This is a genomic window from Achromobacter sp. NCFB-sbj8-Ac1-l, from assembly GCF_052695805.1.
Genome location: NZ_CP199812.1, coordinates 5,902,643 through 5,920,454 on the forward strand (window position 1 = coordinate 5,902,643; position 17,812 = coordinate 5,920,454).

Consider the following 17,812-nt stretch of genomic DNA (forward strand, 5'->3'; position numbering starts at 1 on the left):
GGCAGTAGACATGTACGTGTATGACCCCGTCGACCAGCAGCTCGTCGAGCAGCGCGTGGCGCAGTTCGCCGACCAGACGCGCCGCTTCCTCGACGGCCAGCTCACCGAAGATGAATTCCGCGTCCTGCGCCTGCAGAACGGCCTGTACATCCAGCGCCATGCGCCGATGCTGCGCGTGGCGATTCCGTACGGCATCCTGGCCTCGCGCCAGCTGCGCACCCTGGCGCACATCGCGCGCAAATGGGACCGCGGCTACGGCCACTTCAGCACGCGCCAGAACATCCAGTTCAACTGGCCCCGCCTGGAAGACGTGCCGGACATCCTGGCCGAACTGGCCACGGTGCAGATGCATGCCATCCAGACCAGCGGCAACTGCATCCGCAACACCACCACCGACCATTTCGCGGGCGTCGCGCCCGATGAGCTGATCGATCCGCTGGTGTGGTGCGAGATCATCCGCCAGTGGTCCACCCTGCACCCCGAGTTCGCCTTCCTGCCGCGCAAGTTCAAGATCGCGGTCAGCGGCGCCGTGCAGGACCGCGCCGCCGTGGGCGTGCACGACATCGGCCTGCAGGCCGTCGAGCGCGACGGCAAGCTGGGCTTTCGCGTCTGGGTGGGCGGTGGCATGGGCCGCACGCCCATCGTCGGCAAGCTGATAAACCCCTTCGTCGAATGGCAGGACCTCCTGACCTACATGCAGGCTGCGCTGCGGGTCTACAACCTGCACGGCCGCCGCGACAACAAGTACAAGGCGCGCATCAAGATCCTGGTCAAGGACCTGACGCCCGAGGTGTACGCCCAGCAGGTGGATGAACAGTGGCAGCTCATCAAGGGCGGCCCGGACACCATCACGCAGGAATTCGTCGACACCATCGCCGCCCGCTTCGTCTGGCCGCAGTACGACGCCAGCGCCGCGGACGAACCCGACAACACGGCCGCCCTGGCCGCGGCCGACCAGCGTTTCGCGCGCTGGGTCCGCACCAACGTGCACCCCCACAAGGTCGCCGGCTACGCCGCCGTCACCGTCTCGCTGAAAGCCACCGGCGTGCCGCCGGGCGACATCACCGCCGACCAGATGGACGCGGTGGCGGCCCTGGCCGACGAGTACGGCTTCGGCGAACTGCGCGTGTCGCATGAACAGAACCTGATCCTGGCCGACGTGCGCCGCTCGCGCCTGCACGAACTGTGGGGCAAGCTGGAAGCGCTGAACCTGGCCACGGCCAACGTCGGCCTGCTGACCAACATCATCGCCTGTCCGGGCGGGGATTTCTGCGCGCTGGCCAATGCCGTGTCGATTCCCGTCGCCGAGGCCATCCAGCGTCAGTTCGACAACCTGGACTACCTGTTCGAGATCGGCGAGCTGGACCTGAACATCTCCGGCTGCATCAACTCTTGCGGCCACCACCACGTGGGCCACATCGGCATCCTCGGCGTCGATAAGGCCGGCGAAGAGTGGTATCAGGTCACCATCGGCGGACGCCAGAACGGCGCCGCCAAGCCGTTGCCCGACATTGAATCCACCAAGGGCGGCGGCGCCGCCATCGGCCGCATCATCGGCCCCTCGTTCGCCCGCGACCAGGTGCCCGGCGTGGTCGACCGCCTGATCCAGACCTACCTGGGCCTGCGCGACAGCGAAGAAGAACGCTTCATCGACGTGGTGGACCGCGTCGGCATCGACCCCTTCAAGCAGGACGTCTATTCCGACCCGGCGTTTGCCAAGCCCGCACAGGAGGCCGCTCATGTCTGAGGTCTACGCCCATGACGCGCCCGGCCCGCACCTGATCCGCGATGGCCGGCTGCAGGCCGACACCGCGCGTACCTTCGTGCCCGAACCCGAAGTGGCCGCCGAAGGCCAGGTGCCCAGCGACGAGCCCGGCTGGATCGTGCCGCTGGCCACCTGGAAGGCCTCGCACGCCACGCTGCGGCGCCACCGGCACCCCGTGGCCGTGCTGCTCGAACCGGACGCCGACCTGCGCGACCTGCTCGATGCCGACGGCACGCTCAACCCTGCGGGCATCGCCTTCATCGCGGTGGACTTTCCCGTCTACACCGATGGCCGCGGCTACTCGCTGGCCCAATTGCTGCGCACCCGCTACCACTGGACGGGCGAACTGCGCGCCGTCGGCGACGTGATGATCGACACCATCCACTACCAGGCGCGCGTCGGCTTCGACAGCTTCCTGGTCAAGCCGGGCCACGACCCGCGCAAGGCGCTGGATGCATTCAAGACGTTCACGGTGCACTACCAGAAGACCTACCGCGCCCCGGCGCCGGCCCAGGTCTGATCCCCACGCGTCGACCCGGGTCGCACGCCCGGGTCGCCCGTGCCCCCAGGTTCCCGACGGCCATCAGGCCTGCTCCCCCGGCAGGGTCCAGCGCTGGCGCTTGATCTCGTCTTGCGCCAGCTGCGCGCGGATCAGGTCGGCAATGCTGCGCTGGCGCGGCGCCTGCATGCGGCTGATCAGGCTGGACACGCTGACCGCCAGCCGCGGATAGCCGTTGGCATCGCACAGCGCCACCCCCACGCCCAGCACACCCGGCACCGCGGCATTGCCCACCACCGCCCAGCCGCGGTCGCGGGTGTTTTCGGCCAGGCGCCGCATCTGCGTCACCGTCATGCCGCCATAAGCGCGCAAGGCCTGTTCGTTCTGCAGAATGACTTCGTCGGCTTCACTCGCCGGCAACGCCCCCAGCAGCGCCAGCCCGGCCGCGCCCACGCCCAGCGGCTGCCGATGGCCCACCGTCACGGCCAGCACCTGTACCGGATAGTTGCCCACCTCGCGGTGCAGGCAGAGTGAGTCGCCCCCCGCCCGGCAGATCAGAAAGGCCGAATCGCCGCTGACATCGCTGATCTGCCGCAGCACCGGCCGCAGGCTGCGCACGGCCTGGGCGTGCGGATCGCCGGCCATCAACACGCCCAGTTCCGCCATGCGCCAACGCGGCGCGTCGGCCTCGCGCAGCGCGTAGCCCTCTTCGGCCAGCACATCCAGGTAGCGATACACCGTAGACCGCTGCATGCCCGCCGCCCGCGCGATGTCCGTCACGTGCATGCCCACCGCACCTGCCTGACGCAGCACGCCCAACACCCGCAGCCCGCGCCGCAGCACCCTCGGCCCGTCGCCCTCTGTCTCCGTCTTGTTCATTTTCTGGACACCTTGCGTTGATGACGCGCCAATCAAAGCCCAATATGAAGTCGGGCAGGCAAAGATCTGTCCAAATATTAGACAAACAGGACGGAGACAACCATGAAGATATTCACCAGGCGGCGCACCGCCGCCGCGGCGGCTCTGGCCGGCGCCCTGACGCTGGGCGGCGCCGCCTCTGCCGCCAAGCCCTACCCCGAACGCCCCGTCACGCTGGTGGTCGGCTATGCCGCCGGCGGCGCCACCGACATCGTGGCGCGGCTGGTGGCCAAGGCGCTGACCGAAGAACTCGGCCAGACCATCGTGGTGGAAAACAAGACGGGCGCCAACAGCAACATCGGCGCCGAAATCGTCTCGCGCGCCGCGCCCGACGGTTACACGCTGTATGTCGGGTCCATCGCCAACACCATCAACCGCTCGCTCTACACCCAGCTCAACTACGATTTCGTCAAGGACTTCAAGCCCATCGGCCTGTTGGCGACCATTCCGAACATCCTGGTCGTCAACCCCAAGGTGCCGATCAAGAGCGTGCAGGAATACATTGCCTACGCCAAGAAGAACCCCGGCAAGCTGACCTGCGCCTCGTCGGGCAGCGGCTCGTCCATCCACCTGTCGTGTGAGCTGTTCAAGATGCGCACCGGCACCGACATCCTGCACGTGCCCTATCGCGGCAGCGGCCCGGCCGTGGCCGACCTGCTCGGCGGCCAGGTGGATTCCATGTTCGACAACCTGCCCTCGTCGCTGCCGCACGTGCAGGCCGGCAAGCTGCGCGCCATCGGCGTCACTTCGCCAGAGCGCCTGCCGGCCGTACCCGACGTGCCCACGCTGGCCGAATCGGGCCTGCCCGGCTTCGACGTCGAATCCTGGTTCGGCCTGATGGCGCCGGCAGGCACGCCGCAGGCTGTCGTCGACCGCCTGAACCAGGCCATGAACAAGGCGCTGGCCAATCCGGCCTTGCAGGCGTCCTACAAGCAATCCGGCTTCTACGCGCCGCAACCGCCCAACACGCAGGAGACATTCGCCAGGATGATCGCCAGCGAAATCGAAAAATGGGGCGCCGTGGTCAAGAGCGCCGACATCAAAGCCAACTGAGGAGCACAGGGTGTACCCGATCGATTTCTTCTTCCGCGCCGCCGAGCAATACCCGGACCGCGTGGCGCTGGACGCGCCCGAAGGCCAGGTGACGTATGCGCGGCTGGCCGCGGACGTGCGGGCGCTGGCGGCCGCCCTGCAAGACCTGGACCCGGCGCCGCAGACCCGCGTGGCCCTGTGCGCCGGCAATTCCAGCCGCCATATCCTGGCGCTGTTGGCGGTGCTGGCCAGCGGCAAGATCTGGGTGCCGCTGAACTATCGCAGCACCGCGCGCGAAATCGGGCGCATCCTGGACGCTACCGAGCCGTCGATCGTCATCGTCGATGCGGCCGGCGACGCGCTGGTGCCCACCGGCGTGGGCCAGCGCATCAGCCTGGGGGCCGACGCGGCCGGCCTGGCCGTGGATGCCCTGCTGGCGGGCGCCGCCGGCCGCGAGCCGCTGCGCCACGCCTTGCCGCGCGAGGCCACCCAGGCCATCAAGTTCACCGGCGGCACCACCGGCCTGCCCAAGGGCGTGATGCAGCCGTATCACGCCTGGAACGCCGGCATCATCAACCAGATCACCAACTGGGGGCTGACGCCCGACGACCGCTATGTTGTCGCCGCCCCCGTCACGCACGGCACGGGCACCTACCTGCTGCCAGTGCTGGCCAGCGGCGGCGCACACGTGCTGCTGGAGGCCGCCACGCCCGCCGCCATCACCGCCGCCTTTCGCGAACGCGGCGGCACGTTGAGCTTCATGCCGCCCACCCTGATCTACATGATCATGGCGCAGCCGGGCGTCTCGCGCGCCGACTTTCCCCGGCTGCGCAACCTGATCTATGGCGGCGCGCCCATGCCGCCCGAGAAAATCGAACGCGCACGCGCGTTCTTCGGCCCCGTGCTGGGCACCACCTACGGCCAGACCGAAGCACCGCAGATCGTCACCGTGCTGCGCCCCGCCGACCTGGACGCTCCCGAGAACCGCGCCTCGGTCGGACGCGTCACCTGGCTGTCGGACGTGGCCATCATGGCGCCCGATGGCGCACTGTTGCCGCGCGGCGAGATCGGCGAAGTGGTGGTGCGCGGCGACCTGGTCATGTCCGGCTACTGGCGCCTGCCCGAGAAGACCGCCGAGACCGTCATCGACGGCTGGCTGCACACCGGCGACACCGGCCTGATCGACCCCCGCGGCTACCTGTTCCTGAAAGACCGGCTGCGCGACGTCATCATCACCGGCGGCTTCAACGTGTACCCGGTGGACGTCGAGAATGCCCTGTCGGCGCACCCGGCGGTGTACGAATGCTCGGTCTTCGGCCTGCCCGACGACAAATGGGGCGAAGCCGTCCACGCCGCCGTGCAATTCCACCCCGGCGCGACGGCCGATGCCGACGCGCTCAAGGCCCACGTGCGCGGCCTGCTCGGCCCGGTGGCCACGCCCAAGCAGTTCCATATCCACGACAGCCTGCCGCGTTCGCCCGTCGGCAAGGTGCTGAAAAACGCCGTGCGCGACGCGGCCCTGAAGGAGACCCCATGAACACGCCCGAAACCCGCCTGTGCGCCCATCACCTGACCGGCATGTCGTACCGCGACGTCGACCTGGTCGAAGACCTGATCGGCAAGAAGAGCTTCACCGAAGTGATGATCATGCAGATCCTGGGGCGCGAAGCGCGGCCGGTGGACATGCGCATCGTCGACGCGGTGCTGGTCACCCTGATGGAACACGGCATGACGCCCAGCGCCATCGCCACGCGGCTGATCTACATGAGCGCCCCCGAAAACCTGCAAGGCGCCGTAGCGTCCGGCCTGATGGCGGTGGGCAGCCAGTTCGTCGGCACCATGGAAAACTGCTCGCGCCTGCTGGACCGCATCCGCCAGGCCGCCGACGGCGCGGCCGAGGCCCAGGCGATTGCGCGTGAATTCCGGCAGAGCCGGCAGGCGTTGCCCGGCTTCGGCCACCACCTGCACAAACCCGACGACCCGCGCTCGATCAAGCTGCTGGCGCTGGCCGAAGCCGAACCCGACCTGCCCGGCGATTCGCTCAAGGCCCTGCGCCAATTGGCGGCGGCCGTGGACGAGGCCTACGGCAAGCACATCACCATCAACGCCACCGGCGCGGTCGCCGCACTGCTGAGCGAAATCGGCGTGCCCACGGCCCTGATGCGCGGCTTTGCCGTCATCTCGCGCGCGGCCGGGCTGGTGTCCCACGTGGCCGAAGAACAGCAAAGCCCGTCCGGCCGCTACATCTGGGAAACCATCGACCACGCCATCCCGTACGTCGGCAAAGGCAAATCACACCAGAACAGCGGAGACGCGTCGTGACGCCCCTGCCCGGCGCCCGCCTGACCGACAAGATCGTGCTGGTGGCGGGCGCCGGCGCGTCGGCTGCCGGCTGGAGCATCGGCAAGGCCAGCTGCGTGACGCTGGCGCGCCAGGGCGCCGCCATCGTCGCGCTGGACGCCAGCCTGGCCGCCGCTGAAGACGCGGCGCACGAGGTCGAGCAGGCCGGCGGCAGCGCCCTGCCCGTGCAGGCCGACGTGGCCGACCCGGACGCCATGCAGGCCGCGGTGGATGCGGCGGTGCGCCGCTACGGCCGCATCGACGCCTTGCAGGCCAATGCCGGCATCGGCCAGGTGGGCGGTCCCGAAGACATCTCGCTGCAGGACTGGAACCGCATCCAGCAGGTCAACGTCACCAGCCTGCTCATCGCCATGCGCCTGCTGGCGCCGTTGATGCGGCAACAAGGCGGCGGGTCCGTCGTGACGGTTTCGTCCGTGGCAGGCATCCGCTACACCGGCTACCCGCACCTGGCCTACAGCGTCAGCAAGGCCGCCGTGATCCATTTCGCGCGCATGGCAGCGCAGCAGTACGCCGCCGACGGCATCCGCGTGAACACGGTGATTCCGGGCTTGATCGACACCCCGCGGGTGGCCAGGAACGTGGCGCGCATGTTCGATGCCGACGACCTGCAAGCCGCCCGCGCCGCGCGCGACCGGCAGGTGCCGATGGGCCGCATGGGCACGCCTTGGGAAGTGGCGAACGCGGTGGCGTTCCTGATGTCGGACGAAGCGTCCTACATCACCGGCACGGAATTGCTGGTGGATGGCGGGCTGACGGGCAAGTACGCGTAGGACCTCGGGCCCCACGGCCGGGCTGACGGGGGTGGCCCGCAACCTGCGGCCGCTGCCGTGCTGCCTGCGCTACGGCAGCGCGGGAAAGCGGGCGGCGATCGCGTCGCCGGTGAACTGCGCCACCCACCCGGCCGGATCGTTGAACAGCCGGATACAGGTAAAGGCCGGCGCCGATCCCATGTCGAACCAGTGCGGCAAACCCGCCGGCACCGAAATCAGGTCGTCTTTCTCGCACAGCACCGCATACACGCGGCCTGCCGCATGCAAGGTGAACAAACCGCTGCCCGCCACGAAGAAGCGCACCTCGTCGTCGGCATGCGTGTGCTCGGCCAGGAACTTGCGGCGCAGCGCCTCGCGATCGGGATGCGACGGATCCAGACTCACCACATCGACGCTGCGGTAGCCGCGCTCGGCCACCAGCCGGTCGATCTCGGGACGATACGCCGCCAGCACCTCGGCCTGCGGCGCGCCCGCCGCGAGCGGCACCCGCGCCTGCCAGCGTTCGAACGTCACGCCGATGGCGGCCAGCTCGCGCCGGATCTCGCCGGCATCATCGATGCGGCGGCCGGCGGCGGGATCGTGCTGTGGGTAGATCGTCAGCGTCGACATCGGCAGCGGGCTTACCAGGACGTGCTGTAGGCGCCCGGGAACTGCTTGGCCACGAACGCCTTCACTTCATCGGACTGGTAAGCCTTGATGAAGCGTGCGATGCGCGGGTCGTTCTTGTTGTCTTCGCGGGCGGCGATCACCACGGCGGCGAACGGCGCATCCTTGCTTTCAAGCGCCAACGCGTCCTTGGCGGGCGACAGGCCGGCCGGAATCGCATAGGCCGAATTCACGGCGGCGGCGTCCACGTCCGCCAGCGAGTGCGGCAGCTGTGCCGCTTCGATCTCGACGAACTTCAGGTTCTTGGGGTTCTCGACCACATCGAACAGCGACGCCGTCACCGTCACGCCGTCTTTCAGCTTGATCAGCTTGGCGGCCTGCAGCACCAGCAGCGCGCGGGCGCCGTTGGTCGGGTCATTGGGAATCGCCACCTTGGCGCCCGGCTTCAGGTCGTCCAGCGACTTCACGCGCTTGGAATAGATGCCCATCTGCTGCACCACCGCGGTGGCCACCGGCACCAGCTTGTAGCCGCGCGCCTTGTTCTGCGATTCCAGGAATGGCTTGTGCTGGTAGATGTTCAGGTCCAGCTCCTTGGCGTCCAGCGCGGCGTTGGGCTGGATGAAATCGCTGAACTCCACCAGCTTGACCTTCAGGCCCTGCCTGGCGGCCACCTGCTGCACCGCTTCGCCGATCTGGGCGTGCGGGCCGACGGTCACGCCGACCTTCAGTTCGGCGTCCTGCGCCAGGGCCGGCGTGGCGGCGGCGAATCCGATAAGGGTGGCAAAGGCGGCCAGGGTGTGGCGTAGGCGCATGGCGAATCTCGACGAGGCAAACGGGTAAAGGAAGCCCCGGATTCTAGTGACCGCGCTTCAAAACCGGAAGCGATGAATTTTCATATTGATATGCGGAAACGCATATAAGACGCCCCGCCATGACAAGCGCGCGTCGGCGCGACACAATAGCGGCTGGCTTTCATCACCCACCCGCTACGCCCATGTCCACCCCTACCGACCTCCACCCGCACGCGCGCGCCCTGCTGGCTGATCACTACGCCGCGGTGGATGCCGACCTGCCCGCCCTGCTCGACCTGCTGTTCGCCCGCAGCGCCGGCGAAGACTGGCACAAGGCCGGCACGTTCAAGCACCACCTCCTGGGCGTGTATCGCACGCTCACGCTCTGGAACCAGCCACGCGAAGTCCGCCTGCTGGGCTTGTTCCACAGTGTCTACGGCAACGAATACGTCGACCTGACGCTATTCGATCGCGAGCGCGAACGCAGCACGCTGCGCGACGTGCTGGGTGACGAAGCCGAAGCCTGGGTCAGCCTGTTCTGCGCCATGCCGCGCACCAAATTCGTCCAGGCCGTGCTGCAGGGCCAAGGGGCAGGCCCCGAAGGCCTGACGCTCGAAGGCACCGACGGTCAGGTCTTCACCTTCACGCCGCGCCAGGTCGCCGCCTTCATCGTGGTGTCCGCCGCCGACATCGGCGAGCAATGGCACAGCTGGCAAGACGAGATCTTCGCCGGCTATCCCCAGCAGCAGCGCCGCGACCTGAAAACGCATTGGGCCGCTTCGCTCTGGCCCGGCCCGCTCAAGCCGCCGTCGAACATCCTGTCGATGCTGTCGCACCTGCTGGCGCCGCTGGCCACGCTGCCGGCCGATACCGGCATCCCCGTACCGCCGGCCTTCGATCACTGCCGCGCCACGCTCACCCCGCGCGACGAAGCCGCGGCCAGCGCCCTGTACTGGCAGGTCATCACGCGCATGCAGCCCCTGACCGAAATGGACAGCGCCCGCCACATGCTGGAAGCCGCGGTCGAACACAATCCGTGGGTGGGCGAGCCGCGCCTGTTGCTGGCCCAGCTGGCGCTCACGGCGGGCGACTTCGACGCGGCCGAGCGCCACGCCGCAGCCGGCCTTGCCGCGCTGCAAGCCTGGGGCACCGCCTGGGACAAGCGCATCGAATGGGCCGGCTGGATGGCCTGGGCGCGCATCGAATTGCAGAATGCGCGCGCCCGCCGCTGGCCCGAGAACCTGGCCGCCCTGAACGGGCTGGGCCTGGTGGAATAAGCGCGGCCGCCCGCCATGCCTGCGCCATGAAAAACACCCCGACGGCTGGACTCGCGTCCAACGCTCGGGGTGGGATTCAGATCGGTCGGGTCCGCGTGGCCGCGTCAACACGACGGCCCGTGGCGGAAGGCTTACTTCGTGCCTTCCCAGTGCGGGCCGGGCACGTGGATATCGAACAGTTCCAGCACGCGGGCCACGGTGTGGTCCACCATTTCCTCGATGCTGGCAGGCCGGTGATAAAACGCCGGCAACGGCGGAAACACGATGCCGCCCATTTCGGTCACGGCCGTCATGTTGCGCAGGTGCGCCAGGTTGAAGGGCGTTTCGCGCACCATCATCACCAGGCGCCGGCGTTCTTTCAACGTCACGTCGGCCGCGCGGGTGATGAGGTTGTCCGACAGGCCATGCGCCACCGCCGCCAGCGTACGCATCGAACACGGCACGATGACCATGCCCGCCGTCTGGAACGCCCCGCTGGCCAGCGTGGCGCCCACGTCGCGCACGCTGTGCACGTGGTCGGCCAGCGCGTAGACATCATGGCGGCTCACATCGAGCTCGTGCTTGATGTTCAGCACGCCCGAGGCCGATACCACCAGGTGAGTCTCGACATCGTCCACGCCGCGCAGCGCCTGCAGCATGCGCACCGCGTACAAGGACCCCGTGGCCCCCGTGATGCCGATCACCAGACGCCGCACGGGATCAGGCCGTGGCGCCGGATTGCTCCAGCAGGGTCTTCAGTTCGCCGGACTCGTTCATCTCGTTCATGATGTCCGAGCCGCCGATGAATTCGCCCGCCACGTACAGCTGCGGAATCGTGGGCCAGTTGGAGAATTCCTTGATGCCCTGGCGGACTTCGTCGTCCTCCAGCACATTCACGGTCACCAGCTTCTTCACGCCACAGCCCTTGAGGATCTGGATGGCCTTGCCGGAAAAGCCGCATTGCGGGAACTGGGCGGTGCCCTTCATGAACAGCACGACGGGGTGCTGGGTCACGGTTTCGCGGATGAATTCTTGAACGTCGCTCATGGTGGTCTCTTGGACAGGCATAACGGAATACGCCAATTATAGGTACAGGCGGGAAAACCGCCCGGATTCCCCGGGGCGGGGCCGGGAAATGCGACGGGAGGCGGTTACAAATCGGGCTGCCAACGCCCCGTTGGCACTCGGGCTTGCGTTAGCGGCGCCCCGGCCAGCGGCCGCCGGAAATGCGTTCGATGCCGGCCAGGTCCTGGCGGCTGTGCACGTCGGCAAAGCCTGCGTCGGCCAGCAGCGTGCGCACGGCCTCGGCCTGGTCCCAGCCGTGTTCCATCCAGAGCGCCCCGCCCGCCTTCAGGTGGCGAGGGGCGCCCGCCACGATGCGGCGCAGGTCTTCCAGGCCGTCAGCACCATCCGTCAGCGCCCCGCGCGGCTCGAAGCGCACGTCGCCCTGCGCCAGGTGCGGATCGTCGCTGGCCACGTAAGGCGGATTCGACACGATCAGGTCGAACCCCTCGCCCGCCGGCACCGCGTCGTACCAGCTGCCTTCCACGAAACGCAGCGACGCCGTCAGGTCCCAGGCATTGGCCGCCGCCACCGCCAATGCCTTGGCGCTGACGTCGCTGGCCATCACGCGGGCATCGCGCCGGGCCAGCGCGATCGAGATCGCGATGGCGCCGCTGCCCGTGCCCAGGTCCAGCACCGCGGGCGCGGCCTGCCCGGCCACGCATTCCAGCGCGGTTTCCACCAACACCTCGGTGTCGGGACGCGGAATCAGCACGTCGGGCGTCACCCGAAACATATGCCCCATGAACTCACGCTGGCCCACCAGATACGCCATCGGCTCGCCCGCCAGGCGCCGCTGCACCAGGGCCTCGTAGGCCGCGGCCGTGGCGGGTTCGAGCGGATCGGTGTCATGCGCCAGCAGCCAGGCGCGCGGCTTGGCCAGCACGTGTTCCAGCAGCATGCGCACTTCCAGGCGCGGCAGGCGCGCATCCTGCAGCAGGCTCTTGATCTGGGCGGTCATGGGGCGCGATGCGTCAGAGGTCGTCACCCAGCGCCGCCAGCTGCTCGGCCTGGTGCTCGGCGATCAGCGCGCCGGTCAGTTCTTCGAGGTCGCCTTCCATGATCTGCTGCAGCTTGTACAGCGTCAGGTTGATGCGGTGGTCCGTCACGCGGCCCTGCGGGAAGTTGTAGGTACGAATGCGCTCGGACCGGTCGCCCGAGCCGATCAGGCTCTTGCGCTCGGCGGCTTCCTTGCTCTGGCGCTCGCGGGTTTCTTTGTCTTTCAGGCGCGCGGCCAGCACCTGCATGGCCTTGTCCTTGTTGCGGTGCTGGGAGCGGTCGTCCTGGCATTCCACCACCAGGCCGGTCGGCAAGTGCGTGATGCGCACGGCCGAATCGGTCTTGTTGATGTGCTGCCCGCCCGCGCCGCTCGCGCGGAACGTGTCGATGCGCAGGTCGCTGGCGTTGATGACGATTTCCGACGCCTCGTCGGCTTCCGCCATGATCGCCACCGTGCAGGCCGACGTATGGATGCGGCCCTGCGCCTCGGTCGCGGGCACGCGCTGCACCCGGTGCGCGCCCGATTCGAACTTCAGGCGGCCATAGGCGCCGTCGCCATTGATGCGCGCGATCACTTCCTTGTAGCCGCCCAGTTCCGACGCGCTTTCGGACATCAGCTCGACCTTCCAGCCGCGTTGTTCCGCATAGCGCGTGTACATGCGCAGCAGATCGCCCGAGAACAGCGCGCTTTCGTCGCCGCCCGTGCCCGCGCGGATTTCCAGGAACACGCTGCGGCCATCGTTGGGGTCGCGCGGCAGCAGCAACAGCTGCAACGCCGCCTCCAGCGATTCCAGCTTGACCCGGCCGGTCTTGATCTCGTCCTCGGCCATCGACTTCAGCTCGGGGTCCGACAGCATTTCCTGGGCGGCCGCCAGGTCTTCCTCGCCGCGCACGAAGGCCGTGAAGGCCTCGACCACGGGCTCAAGCTCGGCGCGTTCGCGCGACAGCTTGCGAAAGCGATCCATGTCGGACGCGGTTTCCGGTTCAGCGAGCAACGCGTCCACCTCGATGAGGCGGTGGCACAGGTGCTCCAGCCGGCTGCGCATGGAAGATTTCATGATGGGAATTCTGCAAAGGAAAAACGACGATAGCGGGCGCCCACAAGACGAACGCCCGCCAGGAGGCGGGGCGTGGGACAGCGCCGCTAACGGCGCGAGTCGCGGCCGGGGAAAAGGCGCGGCATCCAGGCAAGCAGTTGCTTGCGGTCGTCGCCTTCGCTGCGGTTCAGCGCCGCCAGCGGGCCGTGCAGATACTTCTGGGTCAGGCCATGGGCCAGCTGTTCGAGCACGGCCTCGGGCGATTCGCCGCGCGCCAGGAGGCGCCGGGCGCGTTCGAGTTCGGCGGCCTGCACGTCTTCGGCGGCCTGGTGCAGGTCGCGAATGACGGGCACCACTTCACGCGATTGCATCCAGTGCATGAAGCCCTGGACGCGGGTTTCGATGATGGCCTCGGCCTGCACCACCGCGGCGCGGCGCGCATCGGTGCCGGTCTGCACCAGGCGGCCCAGGTCATCGACGGAATACAGGTAGACGTCGTCCAGGCGGCCGACTTCGGGTTCGATGTCGCGCGGCACGGCCAGGTCGATCATGACCATCGGGCGGTGGCGGCGCAGGCGCGTAGCCCGTTCCACCATCCCCAGCCCGAGGATGGGCAGGGAGCTTGCCGTACAGGAGACGATCACGTCGAATTCGGACAGCCGGTCGGTCAGGTCCGACAGCTTCATGGTGCTGGCCGAAAAGCGGTTGGCCAGCAACTCGGCGCGTTCGGCCGTGCGGTTGGCTACCACCATGCTGCGCGGACGTTGCGCGGCAAAGTGCGTGGCGCACAGTTCGATCATTTCGCCCGCGCCGATGAACAGCGTGCGGGCCTGGTCCAGGTTGCCGAACACGCGTTCGGCCAGGCGCACCGCGGCGGCGGCCATGGACACCGACTGCGCGCCGATGGCGGTCTGCGACCGCACTTCCTTGGCGACCGAGAAGGTGCGCTGGAACATCTGGTGCAGCAACGTGCCCAGCGCACCGGCCTCGCCGGCCGCGCGCACGGCGTCTTTCATCTGCCCGACGATCTGGGTTTCACCCAGCACCATGGAATCGAGCCCGCTGGCCACGCGGAAGGCGTGACGCACGGCGTCGTCTTGATGGTGGCGATACAGATGGGGGCGCAGCGTGCCGGCGTCCAGGCGGTTGTGCTCGGCCAGCCACGCAGGCAACTGGTCGGCCACGTGGCCGTCGGCAGCGCAATAGATTTCGGTGCGGTTGCAAGTCGACAGGATGGCCGCTTCGCGCACCGATCCGCCAAACGCAGAACGCAGGCCTTCGAGCGCCGGCTTGACCAGATCAACGGGCATGGACACGCGTTCGCGAACCGAAACCGGCGCGGACGTGTGATTCAGACCGAAGGCTAGAACAGCTACCGACATGTAAAGGACGAGGCCGTAAGTAATAAGAGCGGTGGTCCCTGCGGGTCATGCGGTACAGCACGCATGTAACAGCAGACCGCTAATGATTATACCCCTGCGGGTTATCCCCAGACCAACCGGCGCCCCGGCCGCGACCCTGGGTCGCACCCAAGCGTGCCTTTCGCCCAACAGTCGGGCGGGCGTTCAGTCGCCATCCGGCGCCGATCCCGCAACCCTCCGCGGTCCACCTGCGCCGCCCAATCGCCGCCCCTCACGACCGATGCGAAAAATATTTGAAGTTTTTTCGCGCCGACTGGCACAAGTCCAAAAAATTGTGTATAGTTGCGGACTTCGTTGGCCTGGTAGCTCAGTCGGTAGAGCAGAGGATTGAAAATCCTTGTGTCGGTGGTTCGATTCCGCCCCAGGCCACCAGAATACAAAGCCCCAGCGCTCGCAAGAGCACTGGGGCTTTTCACATTGGGCTGCGGCGTGCCTTACCTTGGGGCGGGCCACGGCCGCCCCTTGGCTACGAGCTCGACCTTGTTAAGCCACCGTGGCTCTCGCTGACGCGGGACGCCACCAATGCCCAACCAGAGAAGACAAAGCGTGCACCAACATCAAGGCTGCCGCCAAGCTTGCCAGCATCACGTGCTTGTTAGCCTCCTGACGTCCATCAAACGTCGAAATGCCGACATCACCCACGATAATCACGAGCAAGATAAGAGAGAGGGTACGCGATGCGAATCTGCGCTCCGACGGAACTCCAACAGGAAAGACGGCAAGGATGCAGGCGAGCAAAAGCGACGGCAACAGAATTCCAGCACCTGCCACCTTGGTAAAACCGGTGGAAAACGCAGTGATGAGCACCGGTGGGGGCTGTCTGCGCTCGCCATAAATCATGCCCAGGTCGACATCGAAATTTCCGACCTCCTTCGCGTTTTGCCACAACGAGCCCAGGAAGGCCCGAGGGTCAATGACTATCGCGCGCAGAAATGTCTTGATCGTAAGATTTGGATTGTCTGCAATGAGTTTTGAACTTGCCTGATTCCAGGCGTCGCGGCCGATGAGCGCCTTGGACTCAGCTGGCAAGCCAAGTTCTGCTAATAATTCCGTTTGTTTTTTTGAATGCGGCAGCATGCCGAAATAGAGCGCATGGTAGCTGGTGACACGCGACGCCCGCAGTTCGCTCGGGTTATCGATTCGTTGAGACGTTGTCACCAGACCTACAACACCGGCGAACAGAACCGCGAAAAAAAATAACAAGACAGTACGCGCCACTCTGCTCAGGCGCACCTCGGTTTTCACGTAGAAGTGCCCAAATATCAGAACAGGAACGATCAAATAGAGATACTGGCGCTTGGCAAAGATGGCAGCCATCAGCATGGCCAGCACCAATGCATACAGGGTTTGTTCGCTCCAGTTTCGCGGCACTGCCTGGCCAGCCCAAGTTCGGCATGAAAGAAAAACAAAGAGAAGAAACAACGCCAAAAATGGCACAACCTCAGCGTAGAAGGAATTGTAAAACGCCGTGATACGGGCGTCCGTCAAGATCAGAAAAGTACCTGCCAAGACAAGTGCCGGTGCCGGTGTCACTGGCCGAACTCGTCCGATCAGCAAAAGTACAATTAAGAAATGAAACAGAAATAAAGGCAGACCGATGTACTTGATATTGACAACCGAAGGGCTGAACAGATACTTACCCAGCACGTCCCCAAAACGCCAAAAAACAGTCGCCGACGTGAACCAAGGCCGCGAGAATCCCGGCTCTTCCGGACTCCAGTAAAACGATGGCTGGTCGAAATAACGCGCATACCAAGCCTCACTAAGAGCGGGAGGGCTCCGGTCCTTCATGTCGATCGGAGCGGACGCGTAGTCGCCCATGTACCGAACAAAATCCCCATTGTCCGCGACCCCGAACTCACGATTGACGATCAGCACCATAAATGCTGTGAAGATGATCGCAGCAATCTGGAACGATCGTCCCTTAAAAAATTGCGCTGCCATAAATACCTTTCAACCTATGAACTGGCTACGCCTGCGATAGAGTCTGCGCAATGCAGCGGCCTTCCCTGATCGCGTAGTTGGTGCCCCGGTCTTCCGGATAGATCTGCGCCATCGTCGAAATGTACGCGTTTGCATAGGGCGTCTCACGACCCGGCACATACGACGAGTAGTTGCGTTCGGTCACCGGCTGCGCGTACTCGGAACGCCATACCTTGTAGTCCAGCACCCACGACTGATCCAGCTTGGGGAACATTCGCTTCAAATGGCCCATCGCGAACTGGAAATATTCTTCATCCGAATAGGCCCAAACGGGATCGTCCGTGGCCAGATACCGCGATAGATAGGCGATGCGCGAACCGCGATAGTTGTCCGGGGAATCGAAGTTGGTGTGCTCGATGACGCCGACGAACGGAAAACCGGGATCATTCACGTTCAGCCAATAGGTCTCGGACAGGCTCTGATTCAGACGCAGGACCAGACATATGTTGCCCAGGTACTTCACGCGTCGCAGCGCCGACACCCACTGCGGGTCGGCCGAGCCGTCGAAAATATCCGCAATGATGGGAAACGACGGTGTGAACAGGTACTTGTCGCCCTGGACCGGCCCCCGATCCGTCGCCAGGCGCACGATCTCGGCGCCATCGGCCTCGATACCCGTGACGCGGCGTCCGTAGCTGACCTGCCCGCCATGTTGCCTGACGCCTTCGGCCAACGCTTCCGCAAGACGACCAAAACCTCCCTTGAAGTACGCCAGCTCTTCGCCCCCCTTGTCATTGCGGGTCCCGCCACGCAGCACCAGCTTCTTCCACATCCAGACCGCGTTGACGGCTTCGGCAAAAACGGAGAACTTGGAGTTGATCAGGGGTTCCCAGACGATCTTGTAGACGGTCTTGCCGCACAGCGGTTCGAGCCATTCGCGAATGCTCAGGTGCTCGATCGTCTTCCAGTCCTTGATGCGCCGTACCTGGAAAACCAGTAGCCCCAGGCGAATGCGATCCATGAACGAGAGCGCCTTGAAGCGCAGCAAATCCAGCGGCGTCGACAGTTTCCACAAGCGGCCGTTGAAATACATGCCCGTCCGCGTGGGCAACAACATGATGTCGCCATCCAGGCCCAGTTCCTTGACCAGCTCGGGCACGTATACGTCGTTGTTGAACCAATGATGGTAGAACTTCTCGACCTTGACCCCATCATTGAAATTGAAGGTGCCCGCCAATCCGCCCGGCGTGTCGTCGGCTTCCAGAACGTGTACGCGCTTGCCCTGCTTGGACAGTACGTACGCAGCGGTGAGGCCGGTGAAACCACCCCCGACGATGACCACGTCGAATTTTTCCATGAATGTCTACCTTAT

General features: G+C 65.9%; 17 protein-coding genes and 1 tRNA gene. 8 read left to right on the forward strand and 10 right to left on the reverse strand.

The features are described from left to right. The first annotated feature begins 10 nt into the window (after positions 1-10). Positions 11-1,747, forward strand: a complete 1,737-nt coding sequence (locus ACUDP5_RS27075) for a nitrite/sulfite reductase (RefSeq protein WP_445657704.1) — start codon at positions 11-13, stop codon at positions 1,745-1,747. Beyond that, entirely contained in the window at positions 1,740-2,285 is a 546-nt protein-coding gene (locus tag ACUDP5_RS27080) for a DUF934 domain-containing protein (protein ID WP_263915188.1), read from the forward strand. The genes ACUDP5_RS27075 and ACUDP5_RS27080 overlap by 8 nt, the downstream gene beginning before the upstream one ends. Positions 2,286-2,348: 63 nt before the next feature. On the opposite strand, the gene ACUDP5_RS27085 is transcribed toward ACUDP5_RS27080, so the two are convergent. After that, on the reverse strand, positions 2,349-3,143 hold the full coding sequence (locus ACUDP5_RS27085; protein ID WP_445657705.1) for an IclR family transcriptional regulator: 795 nt from the start codon (positions 3,141-3,143) through the stop codon (positions 2,349-2,351). Positions 3,144-3,245: 102 nt separating this feature from the next. On the opposite strand from ACUDP5_RS27085, the gene ACUDP5_RS27090 reads away from it, so the two are divergent. The 4 genes from ACUDP5_RS27090 to ACUDP5_RS27105 are packed head-to-tail and all read left to right on the forward strand — an operon-like array spanning position 3,246 to position 7,345. Continuing rightward, positions 3,246-4,235, forward strand: a complete 990-nt coding sequence (locus tag ACUDP5_RS27090) for a Bug family tripartite tricarboxylate transporter substrate binding protein (protein WP_445657706.1) — start codon at positions 3,246-3,248, stop codon at positions 4,233-4,235. A 10-nt stretch (positions 4,236-4,245) separates the two neighbouring features. Next, entirely contained in the window at positions 4,246-5,751 is a 1,506-nt protein-coding gene (locus ACUDP5_RS27095; protein ID WP_445657707.1) for a class I adenylate-forming enzyme family protein, read from the forward strand. Beyond that, positions 5,748-6,536, forward strand: coding sequence for a citryl-CoA lyase (locus ACUDP5_RS27100; protein ID WP_445657708.1), 789 nt, complete (start codon positions 5,748-5,750; stop codon positions 6,534-6,536). Before ACUDP5_RS27095 ends, ACUDP5_RS27100 begins: the two co-directional genes overlap by 4 nt. Further along, positions 6,533-7,345 carry an SDR family NAD(P)-dependent oxidoreductase gene (locus tag ACUDP5_RS27105; protein WP_263915183.1) on the forward strand — a complete coding sequence of 271 codons (813 nt, stop codon included), beginning with the start codon at positions 6,533-6,535 and terminating at the stop codon, positions 7,343-7,345. The genes ACUDP5_RS27100 and ACUDP5_RS27105 overlap by 4 nt, the downstream gene beginning before the upstream one ends. 69 nt (positions 7,346-7,414) lie before the next feature. Here the strand turns inward: ACUDP5_RS27105 and ACUDP5_RS27110 are convergent, their stop codons facing one another. Further along, complete coding sequence (locus ACUDP5_RS27110) at positions 7,415-7,954, reverse strand: 1,2-dihydroxy-3-keto-5-methylthiopentene dioxygenase (protein WP_445657709.1); 540 nt, start codon at positions 7,952-7,954, stop codon at positions 7,415-7,417. 11 nt (positions 7,955-7,965) lie between these two features. Continuing rightward, the gene (locus ACUDP5_RS27115) at positions 7,966-8,763 is read right to left on the reverse strand and encodes a MetQ/NlpA family ABC transporter substrate-binding protein (RefSeq protein WP_445657710.1); all 798 of its coding nucleotides are present in this window, start codon (positions 8,761-8,763) and stop codon (positions 7,966-7,968) included. A gap of 182 nt (positions 8,764-8,945) precedes the next feature. Here ACUDP5_RS27115 and ACUDP5_RS27120 point away from each other — a divergent pair, with 182 nt between their 5' ends. Then, positions 8,946-10,019 carry a DUF6817 domain-containing protein gene (locus ACUDP5_RS27120; RefSeq protein ID WP_263915180.1) on the forward strand — a complete coding sequence of 358 codons (1,074 nt, stop codon included), beginning with the start codon at positions 8,946-8,948 and terminating at the stop codon, positions 10,017-10,019. A 131-nt stretch (positions 10,020-10,150) separates the two neighbouring features. Here the strand turns inward: ACUDP5_RS27120 and ACUDP5_RS27125 are convergent, their stop codons facing one another. The 5 genes from ACUDP5_RS27125 to hemA form a co-directional block, all read right to left on the reverse strand. Next, positions 10,151-10,714 (reverse strand): UbiX family flavin prenyltransferase, encoded by a 564-nt coding sequence (locus ACUDP5_RS27125; protein WP_025138455.1) that lies wholly within the window; start codon positions 10,712-10,714, stop codon positions 10,151-10,153. A gap of 4 nt (positions 10,715-10,718) precedes the next feature. After that, the gene (grxD, locus tag ACUDP5_RS27130) at positions 10,719-11,045 is read right to left on the reverse strand and encodes a Grx4 family monothiol glutaredoxin (protein ID WP_006391696.1); all 327 of its coding nucleotides are present in this window, start codon (positions 11,043-11,045) and stop codon (positions 10,719-10,721) included. Between the two features lie 148 nt (positions 11,046-11,193). After that, complete coding sequence (prmC, locus tag ACUDP5_RS27135; protein ID WP_263915179.1) at positions 11,194-12,021, reverse strand: peptide chain release factor N(5)-glutamine methyltransferase; 828 nt, start codon at positions 12,019-12,021, stop codon at positions 11,194-11,196. Positions 12,022-12,034: 13 nt separating this feature from the next. Further along, entirely contained in the window at positions 12,035-13,117 is a 1,083-nt protein-coding gene (gene prfA, locus ACUDP5_RS27140; protein ID WP_263915178.1) for a peptide chain release factor 1, read from the reverse strand. Between the two features lie 86 nt (positions 13,118-13,203). Next, on the reverse strand, positions 13,204-14,478 hold the full coding sequence (hemA, locus tag ACUDP5_RS27145; RefSeq protein WP_263915177.1) for a glutamyl-tRNA reductase: 1,275 nt from the start codon (positions 14,476-14,478) through the stop codon (positions 13,204-13,206). 335 nt (positions 14,479-14,813) lie between these two features. On the opposite strand from hemA, the gene ACUDP5_RS27150 reads away from it, so the two are divergent. Further along, positions 14,814-14,889: transfer RNA gene (locus ACUDP5_RS27150), tRNA-Phe, on the forward strand. A gap of 111 nt (positions 14,890-15,000) precedes the next feature. Here ACUDP5_RS27150 and wsfD read toward each other — a convergent pair. Together wsfD and ACUDP5_RS27160 are read right to left on the reverse strand one after the other, a co-directional pair. Further along, complete coding sequence (gene wsfD / locus ACUDP5_RS27155) at positions 15,001-16,461, reverse strand: glycan biosynthesis hexose transferase WsfD (RefSeq protein ID WP_445657711.1); 1,461 nt, start codon at positions 16,459-16,461, stop codon at positions 15,001-15,003. 25 nt (positions 16,462-16,486) lie between these two features. Then, positions 16,487-17,797 (reverse strand): NAD(P)/FAD-dependent oxidoreductase, encoded by a 1,311-nt coding sequence (locus tag ACUDP5_RS27160; RefSeq protein WP_445657712.1) that lies wholly within the window; start codon positions 17,795-17,797, stop codon positions 16,487-16,489. Positions 17,798-17,812: the final 15 nt, after the last annotated feature.